Raw genomic sequence first — 19,056 nt, forward strand, 5'->3', positions numbered from 1 at the left:
GGGTTCAGCGACGGCTCTTGCGAGCCTCCTTGGTGCGCCCCAGTTCGCGCTTCTTGGCCTTCTCGCGATCGCTGGCGTCGGCCATGGGGTCGAAGGGGTTGCTGCCGGAGCGGAATTCGAAGCGGATGGGGGTGCCGCGAACCTTGAGTACCTTGCGGAAGGTATTGATCAGGTAGCGCTTGTAGGCTTCGGGCAGCGCCTCGGTCTGATTGCCATGAACCACGATGATGGGCGGATTGCTGCCGCCCTGATGCGCCATGCGCAGCTTGATGCGGCGGCCATGTACCAGGGGCGGCGAATGCTGACTGACCGCATCCTGAAGCAGGGTGGTCAGGCGGTTGGTCGACCAGTGACTGTTGGCGGAAGCGAAGGCGCGCTCGATGGAGGGGTAGAGGTCGCCCACCGCCGTGCCGTGCAGGGCCGAGATGAAGTGCAGCTCGGCGTAGTCGGCAAAGCCCAAGCGGCGCTTGATCTCGGCGCGCATCTTCTCCTTGGCTTCGCTCTCCAGTCCGTCCCACTTGTTCACCGCCAGCACCAGGGCGCGTCCGGTGGTCAGCACGTAGTCGAGCAGGTGCAGGTCCTGCTCCACCAGGCCACTGCGAGCGTCCAGCACCATGATGGCGACGTGGCACTCCTTGATCGCTTCCAGGGTCTTGATGATCGAGAACTTCTCGAAGCTTTCGTGCACGTTCTTGCGTCGGCGGACACCGGCGGTATCGATCAGCACATAGGGCTTGCCGCGACGCTCGAAGGGGATCTCGATGGCGTCCCGGGTGGTGCCGGCCTCGTCGAAGACCACGACACGTTCCTCGCCCAGCAGCCGGTTGACCAGGGTCGACTTGCCCACGTTGGGGCGGCCGATCACACCGATGCGAATCCCCTTGGTGCCGGTATCGGCGGGAATGCTCTCGTCGCGCTCGGGGAAGGGTTCGAGTACCGTCTCTATCAGGGTGGTGACGTTGCGACCGTGGGCCGCGGCGATGGGGAAGGGGTCGCCAAGCCCCAGCGCCCAGAAGTCGGCCATGGCCGAGTGTTCTTCCAGGCCGTCGGTCTTGTTGACCACCAGCCAGGTCTTCTTCTGGTTGACCCGAAGGTGGTTGGCGATGGCCTCGTCGGCCACGTTGAGGCCGGCCCGGGCATCGACCATGAACAGCACGATGTCGGCCTCGTCGATGGCCGCCAGGGACTGTTCGGCCATGGCGGCGTCGATACCCTCCTCGTCGCCGCTGATGCCGCCGGTGTCGATGACCGTATAGCTCTTGTCACCGAGCAGGCCGTTACCGTACTTGCGGTCACGGGTCAGGCCCGGGAAGTCAGCCACCAGGGCGTCCCGCGAGCGGGTCAGGCGGTTGAACAGGGTCGACTTGCCCACGTTGGGGCGGCCGACCAGGGCAATTACTGGTGTCATCGGCGGATGTCCAGGGCTTCCAGGCGACCGTTATTGCTCAGCACATAGATGCGCCGCGCATCGGTCACGGGGCGCACACTGATGCCCGAACTGTCGATCCGGGTGCGGGCAGTGAAGCGTCCGCTCTGGGTGTCGATCAGATGCAGGTAGCCTTCGAAGTCGCCCACCACCAGATTGCCGCCGGCGAAGGCGGGTGCGGTGAGCCAGCGACCCTCAAGGTCACGGTTGCGCCACACTTCCTCGCCGTTGCGGGCATCAAAGGCGACCAGGTGACTGGCTTCGTTGACGGTGAAGAGCCGGTCGCCCACCAGCACCGGCGTCAGATGGCTGGAGTGTTCACGCTCCCACAGCACCTCGCCGGTGTTGGCCTGCAGGGCCACCAGGCGGCCGTTGTAACTGGTAACGAACAGGCGCCCATCCGGCGTCAGCACCGGCTGACCGCCGAGGTCGACCATGCGATCAATCTCGCTACGGCCCTGAGGTACGGCAATGCGTCGCTCCCACAGCGGCTGTCCACTGCGGTTGTCCAGGGTGACCAGGCGACCGTTGGCGAAGCCGGCGAAGGTGACTGGGTCGATCACCGAGGGAGTGCCGGTGCCGCGCAGGGTAAGGGCGGGCTCGGTGGTGCTGTGTGACCAAAGTTCCTGACCGTTGCTGCGATCCAGGGCGGTGACGCTGCCATCGACGCTCTGCACCACCAGCAGCTGCTGGGTCGGCTGGGGGGCGGCCAGCACTTCACTGGGTACCCGTGAGCGCCACAGCACCTCGCCGTCGTCCTGGCTTAGCGCCAGCACTTCGCCATTGCGCGTGGCCAAGTAGATTTCGCCGGCCACGGCGGTCAGGGCGCTGGAAACGCCGACATCAAGATCCTTCTGCCATAGCCGACTGCCGCTGTCGGCCTCGAAGGCCATCACCCGGCCGCGCTCGTCGGCGGCATAGAGGGTGCCGTTGTCAAGCGACGGCGCGATGGGGTACTGGGCACGCCCGAGACCCTGGCCGACCCGCTGGCGCCAGTCGCTGTCCAACTCGGCGGTGGCATCGAAGCGGGTGAGCTCCTTGGGCGAGTAGCGCGGCTCGGACTTGCTGGCGCAGCCGGCCAGCAGGCCGATGGTGAGGGTGGCGACAATGGCCAGAGATGCCTTGCGCCGCATGATGGAAATCATAGTATCGCCTCTTCAACGCCAAGGTCTTCCAGCTTGAGCTGGACACCGTAGATCGGCTGGTCACGCTGTTCGGCGTGGGCCAGCGCTTCACGCCAGGCTTCCCGCGCCTGGTCTTCACGGCCCAGCGCGAGCTGGGCGTCGCCGCGGATATCGGCTCGCTGGGCGGCAAGTGCGTCGGGGATGCCGCTGCCGAGGGTCTCGAGTGCGGCTTCGGCATCGCCCTGGGCCACCTGCAGCCGGGCCAGGCGCAGTCGCGCCAGGCCCTGGATGTAGTCGCGCTTGCTCGCATCGATCACCGACCTGAGGGCGGCCACGGCGGCATCATGGTCGTCCTGCGCGACCGCCAGGCGGGCGTCGATAAGCCGTGCCATGTCGGCATAGAGCGTGCGGCCGTGGTTGTCGACGATCTCGTCGGCCAGGGCACGGGCCTGGGCGAGGCCTTCATCGTCCAGCGCCTCGGCGTCAGCCAGGTTGACCAGCTGCTGGTAGCGCAGCGAGGCCGCCTCGGCCTGGTTTTCCTGATAGTTCTGCCAGGCATTCCAGCCAAATATGCCAGCGGCGGCGAGGGCCACGCCGGCGATCAGCGAGGTGCCGTTCTCTTTCCACCAGCGCTTGATGGCATCCAGCTGCTCTTCTTCAGTTCTCAGCTCCGCCACGGGCGGTCTCCTTTACGGCATGTCCGATTCGGGTCAGGCGGTCGTGCTTCCGACAACCTTGCCTGACAACAAGGTGGCGAGTTCGGTGCCCAGCGAGTTCCTGCTCAGGCTCTGCTGATCGCGCGCTTCACGCAGGAACTTCAGGGTCACTCGATCATTGGCCAATTCATCCTCGCCCAGCAGGAGGGCAAGGCGGGCGCCGCTCTTGTCGGCTTTCTTGATGCGACTCTTGAAGCTGCCGCCGCCACAGTGCAGCTGCAGCCGTAGCTCGGGCAGCGCGGTGCGCAGCTGTTCGGCCAGCAGCATGGCGCTTCCGGTGGCGTCATCATCCATGGGCAACAGGTAGACGTCCAGCTCGTCCAGGGCGTCCTGTGGTACCAGCTCCAGTGTCTGAAGCAAGAGGACCAGCCGCTCGATGCCCATGGCGAAGCCGACGGCCGGTGTCGGCTTGCCGCCGAGCTGCTCGACCAGGCCATCGTAGCGCCCGCCGGCACATACCGTGCCCTGGCTGCCAAGCGCGGTGGTGGTCCACTCGAAGACGGTGCGGCAGTAGTAGTCCAGCCCACGCACCAGGCGCGGGTTGATCGTGTAGTCGATGCCGGCGGCCTCGAGCATCTTGGTGAGCTGCTCGAAGTGTTCGCGGGATTCGTCGTCCAGGTGGTCCATTAGCCTGGGCGCATCGGCCAGCATCGGTGCCATGTCCGGGTTCTTCGAATCCAGGATGCGCAGCGGGTTGCTGGTCAGGCGGCGCAGGGAGTCCTCGTCGAGCTGGTCGCGGTGCGCCTCGAAATAGGCCACCAGCTTGTCGCGATAGGCGGCCCGGGCCTCGTTGGAGCCCAGCGAGTTCAGCTCCAGGGTCACATGATCGAGCAGGCCCAGCTCCTTCCACAGCCGTGCCGAGAGCAGGATCACCTCGGCGTCGATGTCGGGGCCGTCCAGGCCGAAGGCTTCCAGGCCGACCTGATGAAACTGCCGATATCGCCCCTTCTGCGGGCGCTCGTGGCGAAACATCGGACCCTGGTACCACAGCCGCTGGGTCTGGTTGTGCAGCAGGCCGTGCTCCATGGCGGCGCGCACGCAGCTCGCCGTGCCCTCGGGGCGCAGGGTCAGGCTGTCGCCGTTGCGGTCCTCGAAGGTGTACATCTCCTTTTCGACGATGTCGGTGACTTCGCCGATTGAGCGGGCGAACAGGGCGGTCTGCTCGACGATGGGCGTGCGGATCTCGGCATAGCCGTAGCGCTGCATCAGCGACTGCACGGTGCCCTCGAAGTACTGCCAGAGCGATGAATGCTCCGGCAGCAGGTCGTTCATGCCGCGAATGGCCTGAATCTTCTTCTTGCTCGGCTCTTTATTGCTGACTGGGGACTTGCTCAATGCTGACTCCTTGTTGCCGCCCGGTTCACTGGTCGCGGGCGATCACGTCCTGTTCTGCCTGCTCTTTCTGGTGTACCCGCTCGCGTATCAGGCGCTCTAGGTCATCGACAAGGTGCTCGTTGCTCAGCTTTGAGGCCGGCTTGCCGTCGATATAGACGAGGTTGGCGGGCGAACCGCCGGTGAGGCCGACATCGACCTCCTTGGCCTCGCCGGGGCCATTGACCACGCAGCCGATCACGGAAACGTCCAGCGGCGTCATGATGTCCTCCAACCGTTCCTCGAGGGCGTTCATGGTGCCGATGACATCGAAGTTCTGGCGCGAACAGCTGGGACAGGCGATGAAGTTGATGCCCTTGGCACGCAGGCGCAGGCTCTTGAGCATGTCGAAGCCGACCTTGATCTCCTCGACCGGGTCGGCGGCAAGCGAGACGCGAATCGTGTCGCCGATGCCGTCCATCAGCAGCATGCCCAGGCCAATGGATGACTTCACCGTACCCGAACGCAGGCCGCCCGCCTCGGTGATACCCAGGTGGAGCGGCTGCTCGATCAGCGTGGCAAGCTGGCGGTAGGCGGCCACCGCCATGAACACGTCCGAGGCCTTGACGCTGACCTTGTACTCCTGGAAGTCGAGGCGATCGAGGTGGTCGATATGGCGCATGGCCGACTCCACCAGAGCTTCCGGTGTCGGTTCGCCATACTTGCGCTGCAGGTCTTTCTCCAGCGAACCGGCATTGACGCCGATGCGGATGGGAATGCCGTTGTCCCGGGCGGCGCTGACCACGGCGCGAACCCGCTCCTCCTTGCCGATGTTGCCTGGGTTGATGCGCAGGCAGTCGACGCCGAGTTCGGCGACGCGCAGGGCGATCTTGTAGTCGAAATGGATATCGGCCACCAGCGGCACCTCGACCTCGCGCTTGATGCGGCCGAAGGTCTCGGCGGCCTCCATGGTCGGCACCGAGACTCTCACGATATCGGCCCCGGCGGCTTCCAGCTGCCGTATCTGGGCCACGGTGGCGGCCACGTCCAGGGTGTCGGTGTTGGTCATGCTCTGCACGGAAATGGGGGCGCCGCCCCCTACCGGAACCTTGCCGACATGGATCTGGCGGGACTTGCGTCGAATAATGGGCGATTGAGCGTGCATGGTGACGGAATCATTCTCCCAGAGTGAAGCGAGCAACGTTGTTGGCGCCGGCGCGGGCCGCGAGATCGACCGCTTCGCCGCGCCAGATCAGCTCGACGCCGGTGGCATTGCCGATGGTCATGCGGAAGGGCGGTTCGCCCTCCACGTTGGCGGTGGTGCCGGGCTCCTGGAGGCCGACGAAGATGCGCTGGTTGTTGGCATCGAAGATCTCGGTCCAGGACTGTTCATTGAAGGTCAGCTGCAGCTGGCGAACGTCGCCGGCGGCGGGTGCCTCGACGGCTTCGGGCTCCTCTTCGGCGACGATATCGGGGGTCTCGGCGACCTCTTCGGCTGCTGGCTCGACGTCGGTGGGAATCGGCGCATCGATGTCGGTAGGAATCGGCGCATCGATGTCGCCAGCGGCCGCTAGCCGTTCAGCGCCAGTAGGGTCGACCTGCGGGGAGGGGGCGGCGGGCGCCTGGGTGCCGACCGGGTCAACGCCCTCTTCGGGCAGCGGCGGCAGCGTCTCTTCCACTTCGGGTCGCGGCGACTCTTGCACCTCGGTGGTGGTGCCATCGAGGTTGTCCACCGAGACAGGGCTGCTGTCGCCGAAGTCGAGCAGGTCGTTGCCGCCCCGGCTCTGCCACCAAACGAGGGTCAGGCCGATCAGCCCGGCAATGACCAGCAGGGTTACCAGCTTGAACAGCCAGGCGCCGATTCGGGAAGGGGGGCGGGAGACGTTTACCGGGGTCACCCGCTGCTCCACTTCCTGGCTGCTGAAACGACTGCTATAGGACTCGAGGACGGGCCGATCATCCATGCCCAGCAGGCGGGCATAGGCGCGCAGATAGCCGCGGCGATAGGCGGCAACCGGGACCTGGTCGTAGTTATCCTCTTCCAGCCCGACGACGACGGCTGGCCGCAGGTTGAGTGCCGTGGCCACCTCTTCTCGGGAGAGACCCTGGGACTCGCGCTCACGGCGGAGCAGTTCGCCGGGAGAGGCCTGGGACCCGAAGTCGACGGTATCGATATTGTGATTGTCGCTCATGGCTGAGCATCCTTCGTCATGAATCGTTGATCAAGGGGCGTCACGTACGGTGTCCGAGTCAGGGGTGACCGCCGTGTTCCCGCTTCGGGCCACGGCGATGTCATTGGCCAGTGCCTGGGCATTCGGTGTCATGCCCGCCAACCGGATATAGGCATCCAGTTGCTGGCGTGCATGTTCCGGGTTTCCCAGCATCAATTCCAGTTCTGCCAGTGCGAAATAACTCCTCGGGCTACGTGGCTCAAGGCTCTGGGCGCGCTCGAAGCCGCTGCGAGCCTTGGCCAGGTCCCCCAGCTCCCAGTAGCACTGCCCCAGGTTGGCAAAGAGCTGCGCACGGTTGGCGTACTGGGTATCGCGGGATGCCAGCTCGAGCTGTTCGCAGGCCTCGGCGGTACGGCCCTTGTCATAGAGAAAGGCAGCGTAGTTGTTGCGCGCCCGGCTGTAATCGGGATCGGCCTTGAGAGCCTGCTGGAAGGTCTCGTCGGCCAGCTCGTCCTCACCTTGCCGTTGATAGACAATGGCCATGGCCTGAAGTGCCTGGGGATTTCTCGCATCGTTCTCCAGGGCGCGGTTGAGCGCCGCGATGGCACGTGGGAGGTTGTCCTGCTCCAGGTAGGCCATGCCCAGCTCGGTGAATGCCTCGGCGGGGCTGCTGCCGTCACTCCGTTCGGCCTGGCTGGCACAGCCGGTCAGCCATAGCGACCCGGCGAGCATCGCCACCAGCGAGAGTGGCCTGAGTCGGGAGGTCAGGGAGGGGCAGCGCGTCATGGCATCCTCATACAAAGAACTCGTCGGCAGTGGTGGCGGGAAAAAGCCAGTCCATCAAAGCGCCGTGAGGTGTTGAAGTCAAGGCAGCCACCCGCTTCAGTCGGCGTCGATCTGTATCGAGCGGATATAGCGCTCATTCCGTTTGGTGCGATCCTTCACCCGTCCCACCAGTTGGCCGCAGGCGGCATCGATATCGTCGCCGCGCGTACTGCGAACCGGTGCCGTGTAACCCAGTTCGTAGAGCCACTGCTGGAAACGCATCGTCTGGTTGCGCGACGGCGTCTCGTAGCCCGAGTGGGGAAAGGGGTTGAAGGGAATCAGGTTGATCTTGCACGGCAGCTCGCGCAGAAGTTCGGCGAGCTGCTCGGCGTGCTCCTGCTGATCGTTGACGTCTTTGATCAGTGTGTATTCGATGGTCACCATCCGCGTATCGCCGCACTTGGCAAGGTAGCGCTGGCAGGCGTCCAGCAGGGCGCGAATGTTGTACTTGCGGTTCAGCGGCACCAGCTCGCTGCGCAGCTCGTCGGTGGCGGCATGCAGCGAAATGGCCAGGCTCACGTCGAGCTCGTCGCCCAGCTTGTCGAGCATGGGGACCACGCCGGAGGTCGACAGTGTGACCCGGCGCTTGGAGAGGCCGTAGCCATTGTCGTCCAGCATGAGTTTCATCGCCGGTACGACGTTGTCGTAGTTCATCAGCGGCTCGCCCATGCCCATCATCACCACATTGGTGACCGGCCGGTTGGCGGTGTCGCGGCGTGGACCGAAGCTGTTGCTTGCCACCCAGACCTGGCCGATGATCTCGGCGCTGGAGAGGTTGCGCTGGAAGCCCTGCTTGCCGGTGGAGCAGAAGCTGCAGTCCAGCGAGCAGCCGACCTGGGAGGAGACGCACAGAGTGCGCCGCTTGCCGTTCTCTGCCGGGATCAGCACGGTCTCCACATAGGTGCCGTCCTCCACTTCCAGCACCCACTTGCGGGTGCCGTCGCTGGAAGTGCCCTCATAAACCACCGCTGGTCCACGAATCTCTGCTACCTCGGCCAGGCGCGTGCGCAGCGCCTTGGACAGGTTGGTCATGGCCGCGAAGTCGTCACAGCCTTCGTGGTGAATCCATTTCATCACCTGGGCGGCACGAAACTTCTTCTCGCCGATGGAGAGGAAAAACTCTTCCATCTCCTCGCGAGTCATGCCGAGCAGGTTGGTGCGTTGGGAAGCGGTGGCGGTCATGGCATCACGGACATCGGAGGGACAGGGGCGGGGGCAAAAATGCCCCCGCATAGGCAGGCCTGGTGTGGCTCAGCGCGGGCAGATTTCGTCAGCACTAAAGAAATAGGCAATTTCACGCTCGGCGGAGGCAGAAGAGTCGGAGCCATGCACGGCATTGGCATCGATGGTCTCGGCGAAGTCGGCGCGGATGGTGCCCGGGGCCGCTTCCTTGGGGTTGGTGGCGCCCATCAGGTCACGGTTCTTGGCGATGGCATCGTTGCCTTCCAGCACCTGCACGACGACCGGACCCGAGGTCATGAAGCCGACCAGATCCTTGAAGAAGGGACGCTCCTTGTGCTCGGCGTAAAAACCACCGGCCTTCTCTTCGGAGAGGTGCAGCATCTTGGCAGCCACGACCTGGAGGCCGGCCTTCTCGAAGCGTGCAATGATCTCGCCGATGGCGTTCTTGGCGACAGCGTCGGGCTTGATGATGGACAGAGTGCGTTCGGTAGCCATGGGGGCATGTCTCCGTAGGTAGTACGTATGGGGATAGCGCCACGCTATGCCGGGTTCGAAGGAAAACCGGCGCGGCGCGGCGCTACGAATAAAGGTGCGTTCGACGTCGCACGCCAGGGCAGCACGACGATTCAGCGCATAAACAGTGGGCGCAGAGTATAACGCTCCCGGCGGGCGTTGAACAATCGTCCAGTCTCCGGGGGCGGAACAATCGCCCGGTTGCCAAGGTGGAAGGCCCGGGTGAACGCGTCACACCGTGAAGCTTTCCCCGCAGCCGCACTGGTCCTTGACGTTGGGATTGTTGAAGCGGAAGAAGCGGTTGAGCCCCTCCGAGACATAGTCGACCTCGCTGCCGTCGAGCATCTCCAGCGCATCGGGGGCGACGAAGACAGTTACGCCGTGGTCCTCGAAGGCGATGTCGTCATTGGCCGCTTCGTCGGCGAAGTCGAGCACATAGCTGTAGCCCGAGCAGCCGCTGGGCTTGACCGAGACCCGTAGGCCCAGCCCTTGGCCGCGCTCCTCGAGCACCCGTTGGATCTGCTCGGCGGCGGCGGTGGTGATCGAAAGATGCGCCATCGTCATTCTCCTGCTTGTGTGGGTGGGCGTGGCCGCCTAGCGGCGCAGGCCCGGAAGAGCATGTTGCAGGGCGTCCAGTGCCCTGTCGATATCGGCTTCGGTGGTGAAGCGGCCGAAGCTGAAGCGAAGCGATGCCAGCGCCAGAGGACGCGGCACGCCGATACCCTTCAATACATAGGATGGCTCAACGCTCGCCGAGTTGCAGGCCGATCCGGTCGAAAGGGCGATATTTCGCAGCGCCATCAGCAGCGACTCGCCGTCGACACCCTCGAAGGCGAGGTTGAGAATATTGGGAACCGAGACATCGACAGCCGTGTTGCGGTGGATGCCACCCAGGTTCGAGAGGCCGTCGAGCAGCCGGTCGCGCAGTGCCAGGATGCGGGCCTGGTCGGCTTCGCCCTCCCGGGCGGCCAGGGCGAAGGCCTCCCCCATGCCGGCGATCTGGTGTGTGGGCAGGGTGCCGGAGCGCATGCCGCGCTCATGCCCGCCGCCATGAATCAGCGGTGCCAGGCGAATATCCGGGCTGCGCTTGACGTAGAGAACGCCCACGCCCTTGGGGCCGTAGACCTTGTGGCCGGAAAGCGACATCAGGTCGATGCCGAGTGCGGCGACATCGAGGGGGATGCGCCCCACCGCCTGGGCGGCATCGACATGAAACAGCGCGCCGCCGGCGTGGGCGACTTCCGCCAGCCCCGCCAGGTCATGGATGCAGCCCAGCTCATTGTTGACCGCCATCAGCGAGACCAGGACCGTATCGGTGCGCATGGCATCGCGCAGCTGTTCGGGGGTGACGCGCCCGTCCCGCCCCGGGGTCAGCCAGGTGACCTCGAACCCTTCCGCCTCCAGTGCCAGGGCGGTGTCCACCACCGCCTTGTGCTCGATGGTCGAGGTGATCAGGTGCCCTCCCCGGCTGCGGTTGGCGCGCATGTAGCCGATCAGTGCCAGGTTGTCGGCCTCGGTGGCACCGCTGGTCCAGACGATCTCACGCGGATCGGCACCGATCAGGTCGGCGACCTGGCGGCGGGCGCTCTCCACCGCCTGTTCCGCCTGCCAGCCGAGCATATGGCTGCGCGAGGCGGGATTGGCGAAGATGCCGTCCTGGGTGAGATGGCGCTGCATCACGTCGGCGACCCGAGGATCGACCGGCGTGGTCGCGGCATAGTCGAGATAGACGAGGTCACTCATGGGCTCGCAGGCGTCTCCATGCGGGATCTTGTGTGGCGACTGTCGGCGTTCAGGGCGCGGAGGTCAGGATGGTGTTTGCATCCAGGCGACCGCGCTGGCGCTTGGCGATACGTCGAACATCGCTATTTTCCACCAGCTGCCCGAGGGTGATGCCGTCGAGGAAGCCATGGATCTGCTCGGAAAGGTCACACCACAGGTGGTGGGTCAGGCAGGTATCGCCCTGCTGGCAGTCCGACAACCCCTGGCAGCGGGTGGCATCCACCGACTCGTCCACTGCGTCGATCACCTTCGCTACCGAGATTTCCTCGGCCGGCAGCGCCAGCAGGTAGCCGCCGCCAGGGCCGCGAACGCTCTTGACCAGAGCGGCTCGACGCAGGCGCGCGAAAAGCTGCTCCAGGTAGGGCAGCGAGATTTCCTGGCGGCGCGAGATGTCAGCCAGGCAGGTGGGGCCCTTGTCGCTGTTCAGGGCCAGGTCGAGCATGGCGGTGACGGCGTAGCGCCCCTTGGTTGTCAAACGCATGGGAGCGTACCTCTGCGCCATCGTTCAGGGCTGGCGCTCAGGTGGCGAGGCCGGCTGGCCACGGGAATCAGGAGGTCCATTATGGTAAAGCCCGAGTGTTCCGGTCAACCATTGCCCTGGTGGACATCGCCCTTTTCGTCTTTCCGCGTTGTTTGCCGGTTTGGCTTTGGGGGGCCGCAGCAGGCATCGACGTCGTCGAGGATATCGGCGAAATCCTCGTCGCGCAGCTCAGGCAGCTTGCCCTCGCGATAGCTGGCATCGAGCTTGCGCAGTGTGCCGCACATGCGCTCGATACGTTCATCCACGGCATGCATGTGGTCGAGCATGGCCTGGATCGAGCGTGCTACCGGGTCGGGCATATCCTCGCTGACCCCGTAGGCGTCGAAGCCGAATTTCTGGCAGATCGCCTCGCGCCGTGCCGGATCGATATCGAGTACCGCGGCCGCGTCGGGCTCCTCGCGCTTGACGATCTTGCCCGGAATGCCGACCACCGTGGCTCCGGCAGGCACCTCCTTGGTCACCACCGCATTGGAGCCCACCTTGGCCCCGGCACCCACCGTGAACGGGCCGAGGATCTTGGCACCAGCGCCGACGATCACGCCCTGTTCCAGGGTGGGGTGGCGCTTGCCCTTGTGCCAGCTGGTGCCGCCCAGGGTGACGCCCTGGTAGAGCGTGACGTCATCGCCAACCTCGGCGGTTTCTCCGATTACGACGCCCATGCCGTGATCGATGAAGAAGCGCCGGCCGATCTTTGCCCCGGGATGTATCTCTATGCCGGTCAGCCAGCGCGAGAAGGTAGACAGGGTGCGCGCCAGCCACTTGAGATGCTTCTTCCACAGCCAGTGCGCCATGCGATGGAGCAGCAGGGCATGCAGGCCCGGATAGTTGGTCAGCACTTCAAGGAAGTTGCGTGCCGCCGGGTCGCGGGCGAATACGCTGTTGATGTCCTCGCGCAGACGTTGAAACATGCGGCGGTCCTTGGGTGGCGGTAGGGCGGAGCCGGTAGCGGCATCTGTCGGGGTGACTTTCCATATTGGGGGCGCAAGGCGCGGGCTTCAAGGCGTCGGGGTATCACTGTCGTCGGCGTCGTACCGCTGTTCCACCTGTGTTCGAACTGCCTGCTTCTCCGTGGCGGTGAGAATGCCCCGCAGGATGTTGAGCTCCATGCGCTCGGGGCGGGCTTTCAGGGTGAAGCGACGCAGTCGTGCCATCAGCTGCCGGGGCAGGGACGGGTCATGGAAGCCAATGGTGATCAGGGTGCGTTCCAGGTGAGCGAAGTAGTGCTCCAGCTCCTCGTGGCTTGCCAGCGGCTGGTGTGGCTCGGCCTCGGCCCCTTCCTCCTCGTCCTGCTGAGCCAGCCAGGCCAGTCGGCACTCGTAGGCCAGTACCTGCACCGCCGCGGCCAGGTTGAGCGAGCTGAAGTCCGGGTTGGTCGGGATATGCACATGGGCATGGCAGCGCTGCAGCTCGGCATTGGAGAGACCGCTGTCTTCGCGGCCGAACACCAGCGCTACCCGCGATTCGGCGCCGGACAGCTCGTCGGACAGCCGGCTGCCCAGCGCCCGGGGCGTGATCATCGGCCAGGGCAGGGTACGTGAGCGGGCGCTGGCGCCCACTACCAGAGTGCAGTCGGCAACGGCCTGCTCCAGGGTCTCGACCCGGCGGGCGCCATGCACGATATGATCGGCACCGGAGGCACGGGAAATGGTGTCGCTGGTCAGCGGCTCGCAGCGCGGCGCCACCAGGGCCAGGTCGGCAAGCCCCATATTGTGCATGGCGCGGGCGGTGCCGCCGATATTGCCAGGGTGGCTGGTGCCGATCAGAACGATGCGGATGCGGTCGAGCATGAGAGTCCTGCCTGTCGCGTCACGGGGAAAGGAGGGCGCAGAGTCTACCATGTCCGTTTGCGGCGATGGCACAGTCGGGCCGACTCTGCTAGGATTCGCGCCGACACGTTCGACCCGCACCTTTCGTTCGAACTAGCCTGTTCTTTAACACCACCGACGCTCCAAGGCCCGATCATGCATCCGATGGTCCAATTTGCGTTGCGCGCCACGCGCAGTGCCGCCGAACAGTTCCTGCGCATTCGCGAGCGCATCGAGAACTCTCACGAGGAACACAGTCTCGAGCGCCTGCTCGAAGACACCGCCCGCAATGCCGAGACGCTGATCGCGCATCAGCTCAGCCGCGGTTATCCGCAGCACGGTATTTCCGGCCGCTTCACCCCCCACCGTTCCGGCGAGGGCGAAGGGCAGGACGTCGAATGGCGGATCGAGCCCTTCCATGGCTATTCCAGCCTCAGCGTGGCCGGCAAGGGCTTCGCCCTGTCGCTGGTCTGTCTGGTGAAGGGGCGCCCGGAGCATGCGGTGGTGATATGCCCCTTCAGTGACGACGAATACCTGGCCAGCCGTGGCCGCGGTGCCCAGCACAACGGCAAGCGCATTCGCGTGCCCAAGACCACCGCCATCAGCGGTGCCAGCCTGGCCATGAGTCTGCCCGAGTTCGACCAGCGCAGCCGCCACCTGCCCGCCTACCTGACCCTGGTCCAGCAACTCGGCCCTTTGGTGCAGCTCCAGTTGGCCACCGGCAGCGGCCTGCTCGACATGGCCGAACTCGCTGCGGGTCGCGTGGATGCCGCCTTCGTGCTGGGCCTGGAAGAGCAGGACCGCCTGGTTGGCAGCCTGATGCTCAAGGAAGCGGGTGCGCTGATGGGCACCCCTGACGGGCAGCCCTCGGTGGAGGACGATGGCCGCCTCATGGCTGCCGGTCCGCGCCTCTACAAGGCCTTGGTGCAGCAGCTCAAGCCGCACTTCTGATGTGAGATGGTGCGCAGACGAAACCGCCCCCGCAGCGTCGCTGCGGGGGCGGTTTTGGTTCTAGCCAGGGAAAACGCCTTACGGCAGCTCCTCCTCGCCTTCTTCCAGATCCTCCTTCTTCGGCGGGATCAGGTCCTTGCGCTCCAGCTTCACTGCGAGCAGCAGGGCCGCGGCGACGTAGATGGAGGAGAAGGTACCCACCACCACGCCGATGATCAGGGCGATGGAGAAGTAGTGGATCATGTCGCCACCCAGCAGCAACAGCGCCATCAGTACCAGCAAGGTGGTACCAGACGTCGCCAGCGTGCGGGACAGGGTGAGGTTGATGGCTTCGTTGAATATCGCCGGCATGTCGTCGATTCGCGACTTGCGTATCGTCTCCCGGATGCGGTCGTAGACCACGATGGTGTCGTTGAGCGAGTAGCCGATCACCGCCAGCAGCGCGGCCAGCACGGTGAGATCGAAGTCGAGCTGGAACAGCGAGAAGATCCCGACCACGATGATCACGTCGTGCATCAGTGCCAGCAGGGCGCCGATGGCGAACTTGTACTGGAAGCGGAAGGCGACGTAGAGCATCACCACGCCCAGCGCCACCATCAGCCCCAGGCCGCTTCGGTCGCGCAATTGCTCGCCCACCTGGGCGCCGACGAACTCGGCACGGATCAGCTCGACGGTGTCGCCTTCGGCGCGCAGCAGGCTGACGACACGGTCACCCACTTCAGGGTCGAAGGCCTGCTGCAGGCGAATCAGCACCTCGGTTGAGGCGCCGAAGGTCTGCACCGAGACGTCACGGAAGCCGGCGTCCTCCAGGATCAGACGGATAGCCTCCAGCGAAGGCGCCACGCCATAGCGCACCTCCACCAGAGTGCCGCCGGTGAAGTCCAGCCCCAGATTGAGCTGCTGGAACAGCAGCGAGACGATCGACGCCAGGATCAGTGCCGCCGACATCATGAAGGCGATGCGGCGCTTGCCCATGAAGTCGAATTGTCGATTGATGAGGGTTTTCATTACCACCTCTTATATCCAGAGCTTCTTGACTGGTTTACCACCGTAGGTGAGGTTCACCATCGAGCGGGTCACCAGCAGAGCGGTGAACAGCGATGTGATGATCCCCAGCGACAGGGTCACGGCGAAGCCCTTGACCGGTCCGGTGCCGATCGAGAACAGAATTACCGCCACCAGCAGGGTGGTGATGTTGGCATCGACAATCGAGGTGAAGGCACGCTCGTAGCCGGCATGTATCGCCTGCTGTATCGACAGACCGCTGCGTAGCTCCTCGCGTATTCGCTCGAATATCAAGACGTTGGCGTCTACCGCCATGCCCAGTGTCAGCACGATGCCGGCGATGCCGGGCAGGGTGAGAGTCGCACCCAGCATCGACATGGCGGCAATCAGCAGGGTCAGGTTGAGCGCCAGGGCCACGTTGGCAAAGATGCCGAACACCTTGTAGCGGATCAGCATGAACAGCACCACCAGCACCAGGCCGATCTGCACCGACATGACGCCGCGCTGAATGTTTTCCGCACCCAGGCTCGGGCCGATGGTGCGCTCCTGCACGAAGTAGATCGGTGCCGCCAGGGAGCCTGAGCGCAGCAGCAGGGCCAGTTCAGCCGCTTCGGTGGGTGAGTCGAGCCCGGTGATGCGGAAGCTGTTGCCCAGTGCGCTCTGGATGGTGGCCAGGCTGATCAGGCCGCGCTCGGTATAGGGCTCGCGTACGGTGATTTCTTCACCGTCCTCGATCACCGTGGTGTCGCGGGTCCGGTGTTCGATGAAGAGCACTGCCATGTTGCGACCGATATTGGTGCGCGTGGCGCGGTTCATCAGAGTGCCACCGGTGCCGTCCAGGTTGATGTTGACCTGGGGGCGGCCGTTTTCGTCGAAGCTGCGGCTGGCGCTGGAGACGCTGTCGCCGGTAATGATCACGTCGCGCATCAGGTCGGCGGTGCGTGAGGGATCATTGCGGAAGCTGAAGCTCTGAGTCTCGATATCCGGGGTGTCGGGGCGCGCTTCCAGGCGGAACTCCAGGTTGGCGGTCGCGCCCACCACCCGCTTGGCGGCCACGGTGTCTTGAACGCCAGGCAGTTCGACCACGATCCGGTCAGGACCCTGGCGCTGTACCATGGGTTCGGCCACGCCCAGCTCGTCGACCCGGTTGCGCAGGGTCGTGAGGTTCTGGTTGACGGCGTAGTCCTGGAGATCGTTGACCGCCTGCTCGGTCATGGTCATGACCAACTGGGCGCCACGCCCATCGCCGGCGCTATCGTAGTCGAAGTCGCGAAATTCGCGGGCTATCAGCCGGCGCGCGCTGTCGCGATCCTCTTCGTTGGCGAAGGTGAAGGTCAGGGTGCGCCCTTCGATCTCGGTGCCGCGGTAGCGAATGCGCTCGCTGCGCAGCTGCTCGCGCATGGCGCTGGCATTCACTTCGAGGCGCTGCTCGAGCGCCGCGTCCATGTCCACCTCCAGCAGGAAGTGTACGCCACCGCGCAGGTCGAGCCCCAGGGTCATGGGGGAGGCGGAGAGCGCCTGCAGCCATTGGGGGGTCGCTTCGGCCAGGTTGAGCGCCACGACGTAATCGTCGCCGAGCATGCCGGCGATCATGTCCCGGGAGCGCAGTTGGTCGTCTGGGTCGTCCAGGCGGATCAGGACCCGGGTGTCCTCGCTTTCCACGCCCTTGATGTCGATCCCGGCGTCGAGCAGCGACTGGCGAATGCTGTCGAGCTGGTCGGCATCGATGGTGGCATCGCCGCGGACGCTACTGATCTGTACCGACGGGTCTTCCGGATAGAGGTTGGGCAGCGAGTAGACCAGGCCTACGAGCAGCACAATGCCTATCAGCAGATACTTCCACAGGGGGTAACGGTTGAGCATGCGAGCCCTGCCCTTTGGTTGCTGAAAACGGGTTGCTGAAAACAGGTTGCAGAAAATGAAAAGAAGTGGCTGATACTGTGGCCAACAAGACGGCAATACGGCCGCATGCCGGGGGCGCGAAGGGTGCCCTGGGCATCGGCCGGATTGCGACCCTCGCCGTTACCCGACCGGGGAGGGTCGATCGGCAAGGACGAGGAGCGTCGAAGTCAGATGGACTTGATGGTGCCCTTGGGCAGCACGTTCGCCACAGCGCTCTTCTGTACATTGACCTCGGTATTGTCTGCGATTTCCAGGGTAATGAAATCATCGCCAACCTTGGTGATCCGGCCCAGCAGGCCGCCGCCGATCACCACCTCGTCGCCCTTGGAGAGGCCGCCGACCAGCTCGCGGTGCTGCTTGGCACGCTTGGCCTGAGGACGCCACAGCAGGAAGTAGAAGATCAGTACGAAACCGACCAGCATGATGATCTGTGCCATGCCGCCACCGGCGCCGCCGGCGTCCTGGGCCATGGCCGGAGAGATGAAGAAGTCCAGCATGAGAGGCGTGTCTCCTGAGAGGGTAAGTTAAGGTTGCGTGCGAGAAACGTTCATCGAGCGAAGCTGCGGGGCGGGTGGGCCACGGCAGTCGATCGACAATCAATTCGGTGCGGGAGGTACCGGCAGCCCCCGCTGCTCATAGTAGCCTTCCACGAAGTCCGCCAATGTACCCGCTTCGATGGCACCGCGCAAACCGGCCATTAGGCGCTGATAGTGGCGCAGGTTATGGATCGTATTGAGCATCGAGCCGAGCATTTCGCCGCAGCGGTCCAGGTGGTGCAGGTAACCGCGGGAGAAGTTCTGGCAGGTATAGCAGTCACAGCCCTCTTCCAGGGGTCGCGTGTCGTGGCGGTGCTTGGCATTGCGGATCTTGACGGTGCCTTCGGCGGTGAAGAGGTGGCCGTTGCGGGCGTTGCGGGTGGGCATCACGCAGTCGAACATGTCGACGCCGCGGCGCACGCCTTCCACCAGGTCTTCCGGCTTGCCCACGCCCATCAGGTAGCGCGGGTATTCCTCTGGCATCCATTCGGGCAGATAGTTCAGCACCCCGATCATCTCCTCCTTGGGCTCGCCCACGGAGAGGCCGCCGATGGCCAGGCCGTCGAAGCCGATTTCGAGCAGGCCGTCGAGGGAGCGGCGTCGCAGCTCGGGGTACATGCCGCCCTGGATGATGCCGAACAGCGCCGAAGGCGAGTCGCCATGGGCCTCGCGGGAGCGTTTCGCCCAGCGCAGCGAGCGCTCCATGGAGAGTTCGGCTTCCTGCTCGGTGGCCGGGTAGGGGGTACACTCGTCGAAGATCATCACCACGTCGGAGCCCAGCGAACGCTGCACCGCAATGGATTCCTCGGGCCCCATGAACACCTTGGCGCCATCGACTGGCGAGCGGAACTGCACGCCTTCTTCGGTGATCTTGCGCATCTTGCCCAGGGAGAAGACCTGGAAGCCGCCGGAGTCGGTGAGGATCGGCTTGTGCCATTGCGAGAAGTCGTGCAGGTCGCCATGGCCCTCGATTACCTCGGTGCCCGGGCGCAGCCACAGGTGGAAGGTGTTGCCGAGGATGATCTCGGCGCCGATCTCCTCCACCGAGGCGGGGGTCATGCCCTTGACCGTGCCGTAGGTGCCCACCGGCATGAAGGCGGGTGTTTCCACCGTGCCGCGGGGGAACGTGAGTCTGCCGCGGCGGGCCCGCCCGTCGCTGGCCAGCCGCTCGAAGGACATGAAGGATTCGTTACGCATGGATATCTCGATAGGGAAACTGGAGGTGCCGAGCAGGGCCGGGCAAGGCAAGCGCTGGCGAACTCACGG

General features: G+C 64.7%; 19 protein-coding genes. 1 reads left to right on the forward strand and 18 read right to left on the reverse strand.

What is annotated here, in order from left to right; all coding sequences use genetic code 11:
* Positions 1 to 4 precede the first annotated feature (4 nt).
* The 14 genes from der to trmJ form a co-directional block, all read right to left on the reverse strand.
* A complete protein-coding gene (gene der / locus KZO25_RS12295; protein WP_066443918.1) occupies positions 5 to 1,408 on the reverse strand; it encodes a ribosome biogenesis GTPase Der in 1,404 nt (467 codons plus the stop codon).
* Positions 1,405 to 2,571 carry an outer membrane protein assembly factor BamB gene (gene bamB / locus KZO25_RS12300; protein WP_066443921.1) on the reverse strand — a complete coding sequence of 389 codons (1,167 nt, stop codon included), beginning with the start codon at positions 2,569 to 2,571 and terminating at the stop codon, positions 1,405 to 1,407. The genes der and bamB overlap by 4 nt, the downstream gene beginning before the upstream one ends.
* On the reverse strand, positions 2,568 to 3,227 hold the full coding sequence (locus KZO25_RS12305; protein ID WP_223137192.1) for a YfgM family protein: 660 nt from the start codon (positions 3,225 to 3,227) through the stop codon (positions 2,568 to 2,570). Before KZO25_RS12305 ends, bamB begins: the two co-directional genes overlap by 4 nt.
* A 33-nt stretch (positions 3,228 to 3,260) precedes the next feature.
* Positions 3,261 to 4,601: a histidine--tRNA ligase gene (hisS, locus tag KZO25_RS12310; protein WP_262488985.1), complete on the reverse strand. Its 1,341-nt coding sequence runs from the start codon at positions 4,599 to 4,601 to the stop codon at positions 3,261 to 3,263.
* 25 nt (positions 4,602 to 4,626) lie between these two features.
* Positions 4,627 to 5,742 (reverse strand): flavodoxin-dependent (E)-4-hydroxy-3-methylbut-2-enyl-diphosphate synthase, encoded by a 1,116-nt coding sequence (gene ispG, locus KZO25_RS12315; protein WP_066443924.1) that lies wholly within the window; start codon positions 5,740 to 5,742, stop codon positions 4,627 to 4,629.
* Positions 5,743 to 5,752: 10 nt separating this feature from the next.
* The gene (locus tag KZO25_RS12320; RefSeq protein WP_066443926.1) at positions 5,753 to 6,769 is read right to left on the reverse strand and encodes a RodZ domain-containing protein; all 1,017 of its coding nucleotides are present in this window, start codon (positions 6,767 to 6,769) and stop codon (positions 5,753 to 5,755) included.
* 30 nt (positions 6,770 to 6,799) lie between these two features.
* On the reverse strand, positions 6,800 to 7,534 hold the full coding sequence (gene pilW, locus KZO25_RS12325) for a type IV pilus biogenesis/stability protein PilW (RefSeq protein ID WP_066443928.1): 735 nt from the start codon (positions 7,532 to 7,534) through the stop codon (positions 6,800 to 6,802).
* A gap of 96 nt (positions 7,535 to 7,630) precedes the next feature.
* The gene (gene rlmN, locus KZO25_RS12330; RefSeq protein ID WP_223137193.1) at positions 7,631 to 8,755 is read right to left on the reverse strand and encodes a 23S rRNA (adenine(2503)-C(2))-methyltransferase RlmN; all 1,125 of its coding nucleotides are present in this window, start codon (positions 8,753 to 8,755) and stop codon (positions 7,631 to 7,633) included.
* A 69-nt stretch (positions 8,756 to 8,824) separates the two neighbouring features.
* The gene (ndk, locus tag KZO25_RS12335; RefSeq protein ID WP_223137194.1) at positions 8,825 to 9,250 is read right to left on the reverse strand and encodes a nucleoside-diphosphate kinase; all 426 of its coding nucleotides are present in this window, start codon (positions 9,248 to 9,250) and stop codon (positions 8,825 to 8,827) included.
* Between the two features lie 249 nt (positions 9,251 to 9,499).
* Positions 9,500 to 9,826: a HesB/IscA family protein gene (locus tag KZO25_RS12340; RefSeq protein ID WP_223137195.1), complete on the reverse strand. Its 327-nt coding sequence runs from the start codon at positions 9,824 to 9,826 to the stop codon at positions 9,500 to 9,502.
* Positions 9,827 to 9,862: 36 nt separating this feature from the next.
* On the reverse strand, positions 9,863 to 11,011 hold the full coding sequence (locus KZO25_RS12345) for an aminotransferase class V-fold PLP-dependent enzyme (RefSeq protein WP_223137196.1): 1,149 nt from the start codon (positions 11,009 to 11,011) through the stop codon (positions 9,863 to 9,865).
* A 49-nt stretch (positions 11,012 to 11,060) separates the two neighbouring features.
* Positions 11,061 to 11,531: a Fe-S cluster assembly transcriptional regulator IscR gene (iscR, locus tag KZO25_RS12350; protein WP_066443939.1), complete on the reverse strand. Its 471-nt coding sequence runs from the start codon at positions 11,529 to 11,531 to the stop codon at positions 11,061 to 11,063.
* Positions 11,532 to 11,635: 104 nt separating this feature from the next.
* On the reverse strand, positions 11,636 to 12,499 hold the full coding sequence (gene cysE / locus KZO25_RS12355) for a serine O-acetyltransferase (RefSeq protein ID WP_223137197.1): 864 nt from the start codon (positions 12,497 to 12,499) through the stop codon (positions 11,636 to 11,638).
* A gap of 87 nt (positions 12,500 to 12,586) precedes the next feature.
* The gene (trmJ, locus tag KZO25_RS12360; protein WP_066443950.1) at positions 12,587 to 13,378 is read right to left on the reverse strand and encodes a tRNA (cytosine(32)/uridine(32)-2'-O)-methyltransferase TrmJ; all 792 of its coding nucleotides are present in this window, start codon (positions 13,376 to 13,378) and stop codon (positions 12,587 to 12,589) included.
* Between the two features lie 174 nt (positions 13,379 to 13,552).
* Between trmJ and KZO25_RS12365 the strand changes: the two genes are divergently transcribed.
* The gene (locus KZO25_RS12365) at positions 13,553 to 14,347 is read left to right on the forward strand and encodes an inositol monophosphatase family protein (protein WP_066443959.1); all 795 of its coding nucleotides are present in this window, start codon (positions 13,553 to 13,555) and stop codon (positions 14,345 to 14,347) included.
* A gap of 78 nt (positions 14,348 to 14,425) precedes the next feature.
* Here KZO25_RS12365 and secF read toward each other — a convergent pair whose 3' ends face one another.
* The 4 genes from secF to tgt all read right to left on the reverse strand — a co-directional run bounded on the left by secF (position 14,426) and on the right by tgt (position 18,969).
* Positions 14,426 to 15,355 carry a protein translocase subunit SecF gene (gene secF, locus KZO25_RS12370; protein WP_066443961.1) on the reverse strand — a complete coding sequence of 310 codons (930 nt, stop codon included), beginning with the start codon at positions 15,353 to 15,355 and terminating at the stop codon, positions 14,426 to 14,428.
* A gap of 9 nt (positions 15,356 to 15,364) precedes the next feature.
* Positions 15,365 to 17,215 (reverse strand): protein translocase subunit SecD, encoded by a 1,851-nt coding sequence (gene secD, locus KZO25_RS12375; protein ID WP_066443964.1) that lies wholly within the window; start codon positions 17,213 to 17,215, stop codon positions 15,365 to 15,367.
* 206 nt (positions 17,216 to 17,421) lie between these two features.
* On the reverse strand, positions 17,422 to 17,751 hold the full coding sequence (gene yajC, locus KZO25_RS12380) for a preprotein translocase subunit YajC (RefSeq protein ID WP_066443967.1): 330 nt from the start codon (positions 17,749 to 17,751) through the stop codon (positions 17,422 to 17,424).
* A 99-nt stretch (positions 17,752 to 17,850) separates the two neighbouring features.
* Positions 17,851 to 18,969, reverse strand: coding sequence for a tRNA guanosine(34) transglycosylase Tgt (gene tgt, locus KZO25_RS12385; RefSeq protein ID WP_201025381.1), 1,119 nt, complete (start codon positions 18,967 to 18,969; stop codon positions 17,851 to 17,853).
* Positions 18,970 to 19,056 lie beyond the last annotated feature (87 nt).

Source organism: Halomonas sp. ANAO-440 (assembly GCF_019915905.1).
GTDB lineage: Bacteria > Pseudomonadota > Gammaproteobacteria > Pseudomonadales > Halomonadaceae > Halomonas > Halomonas chromatireducens.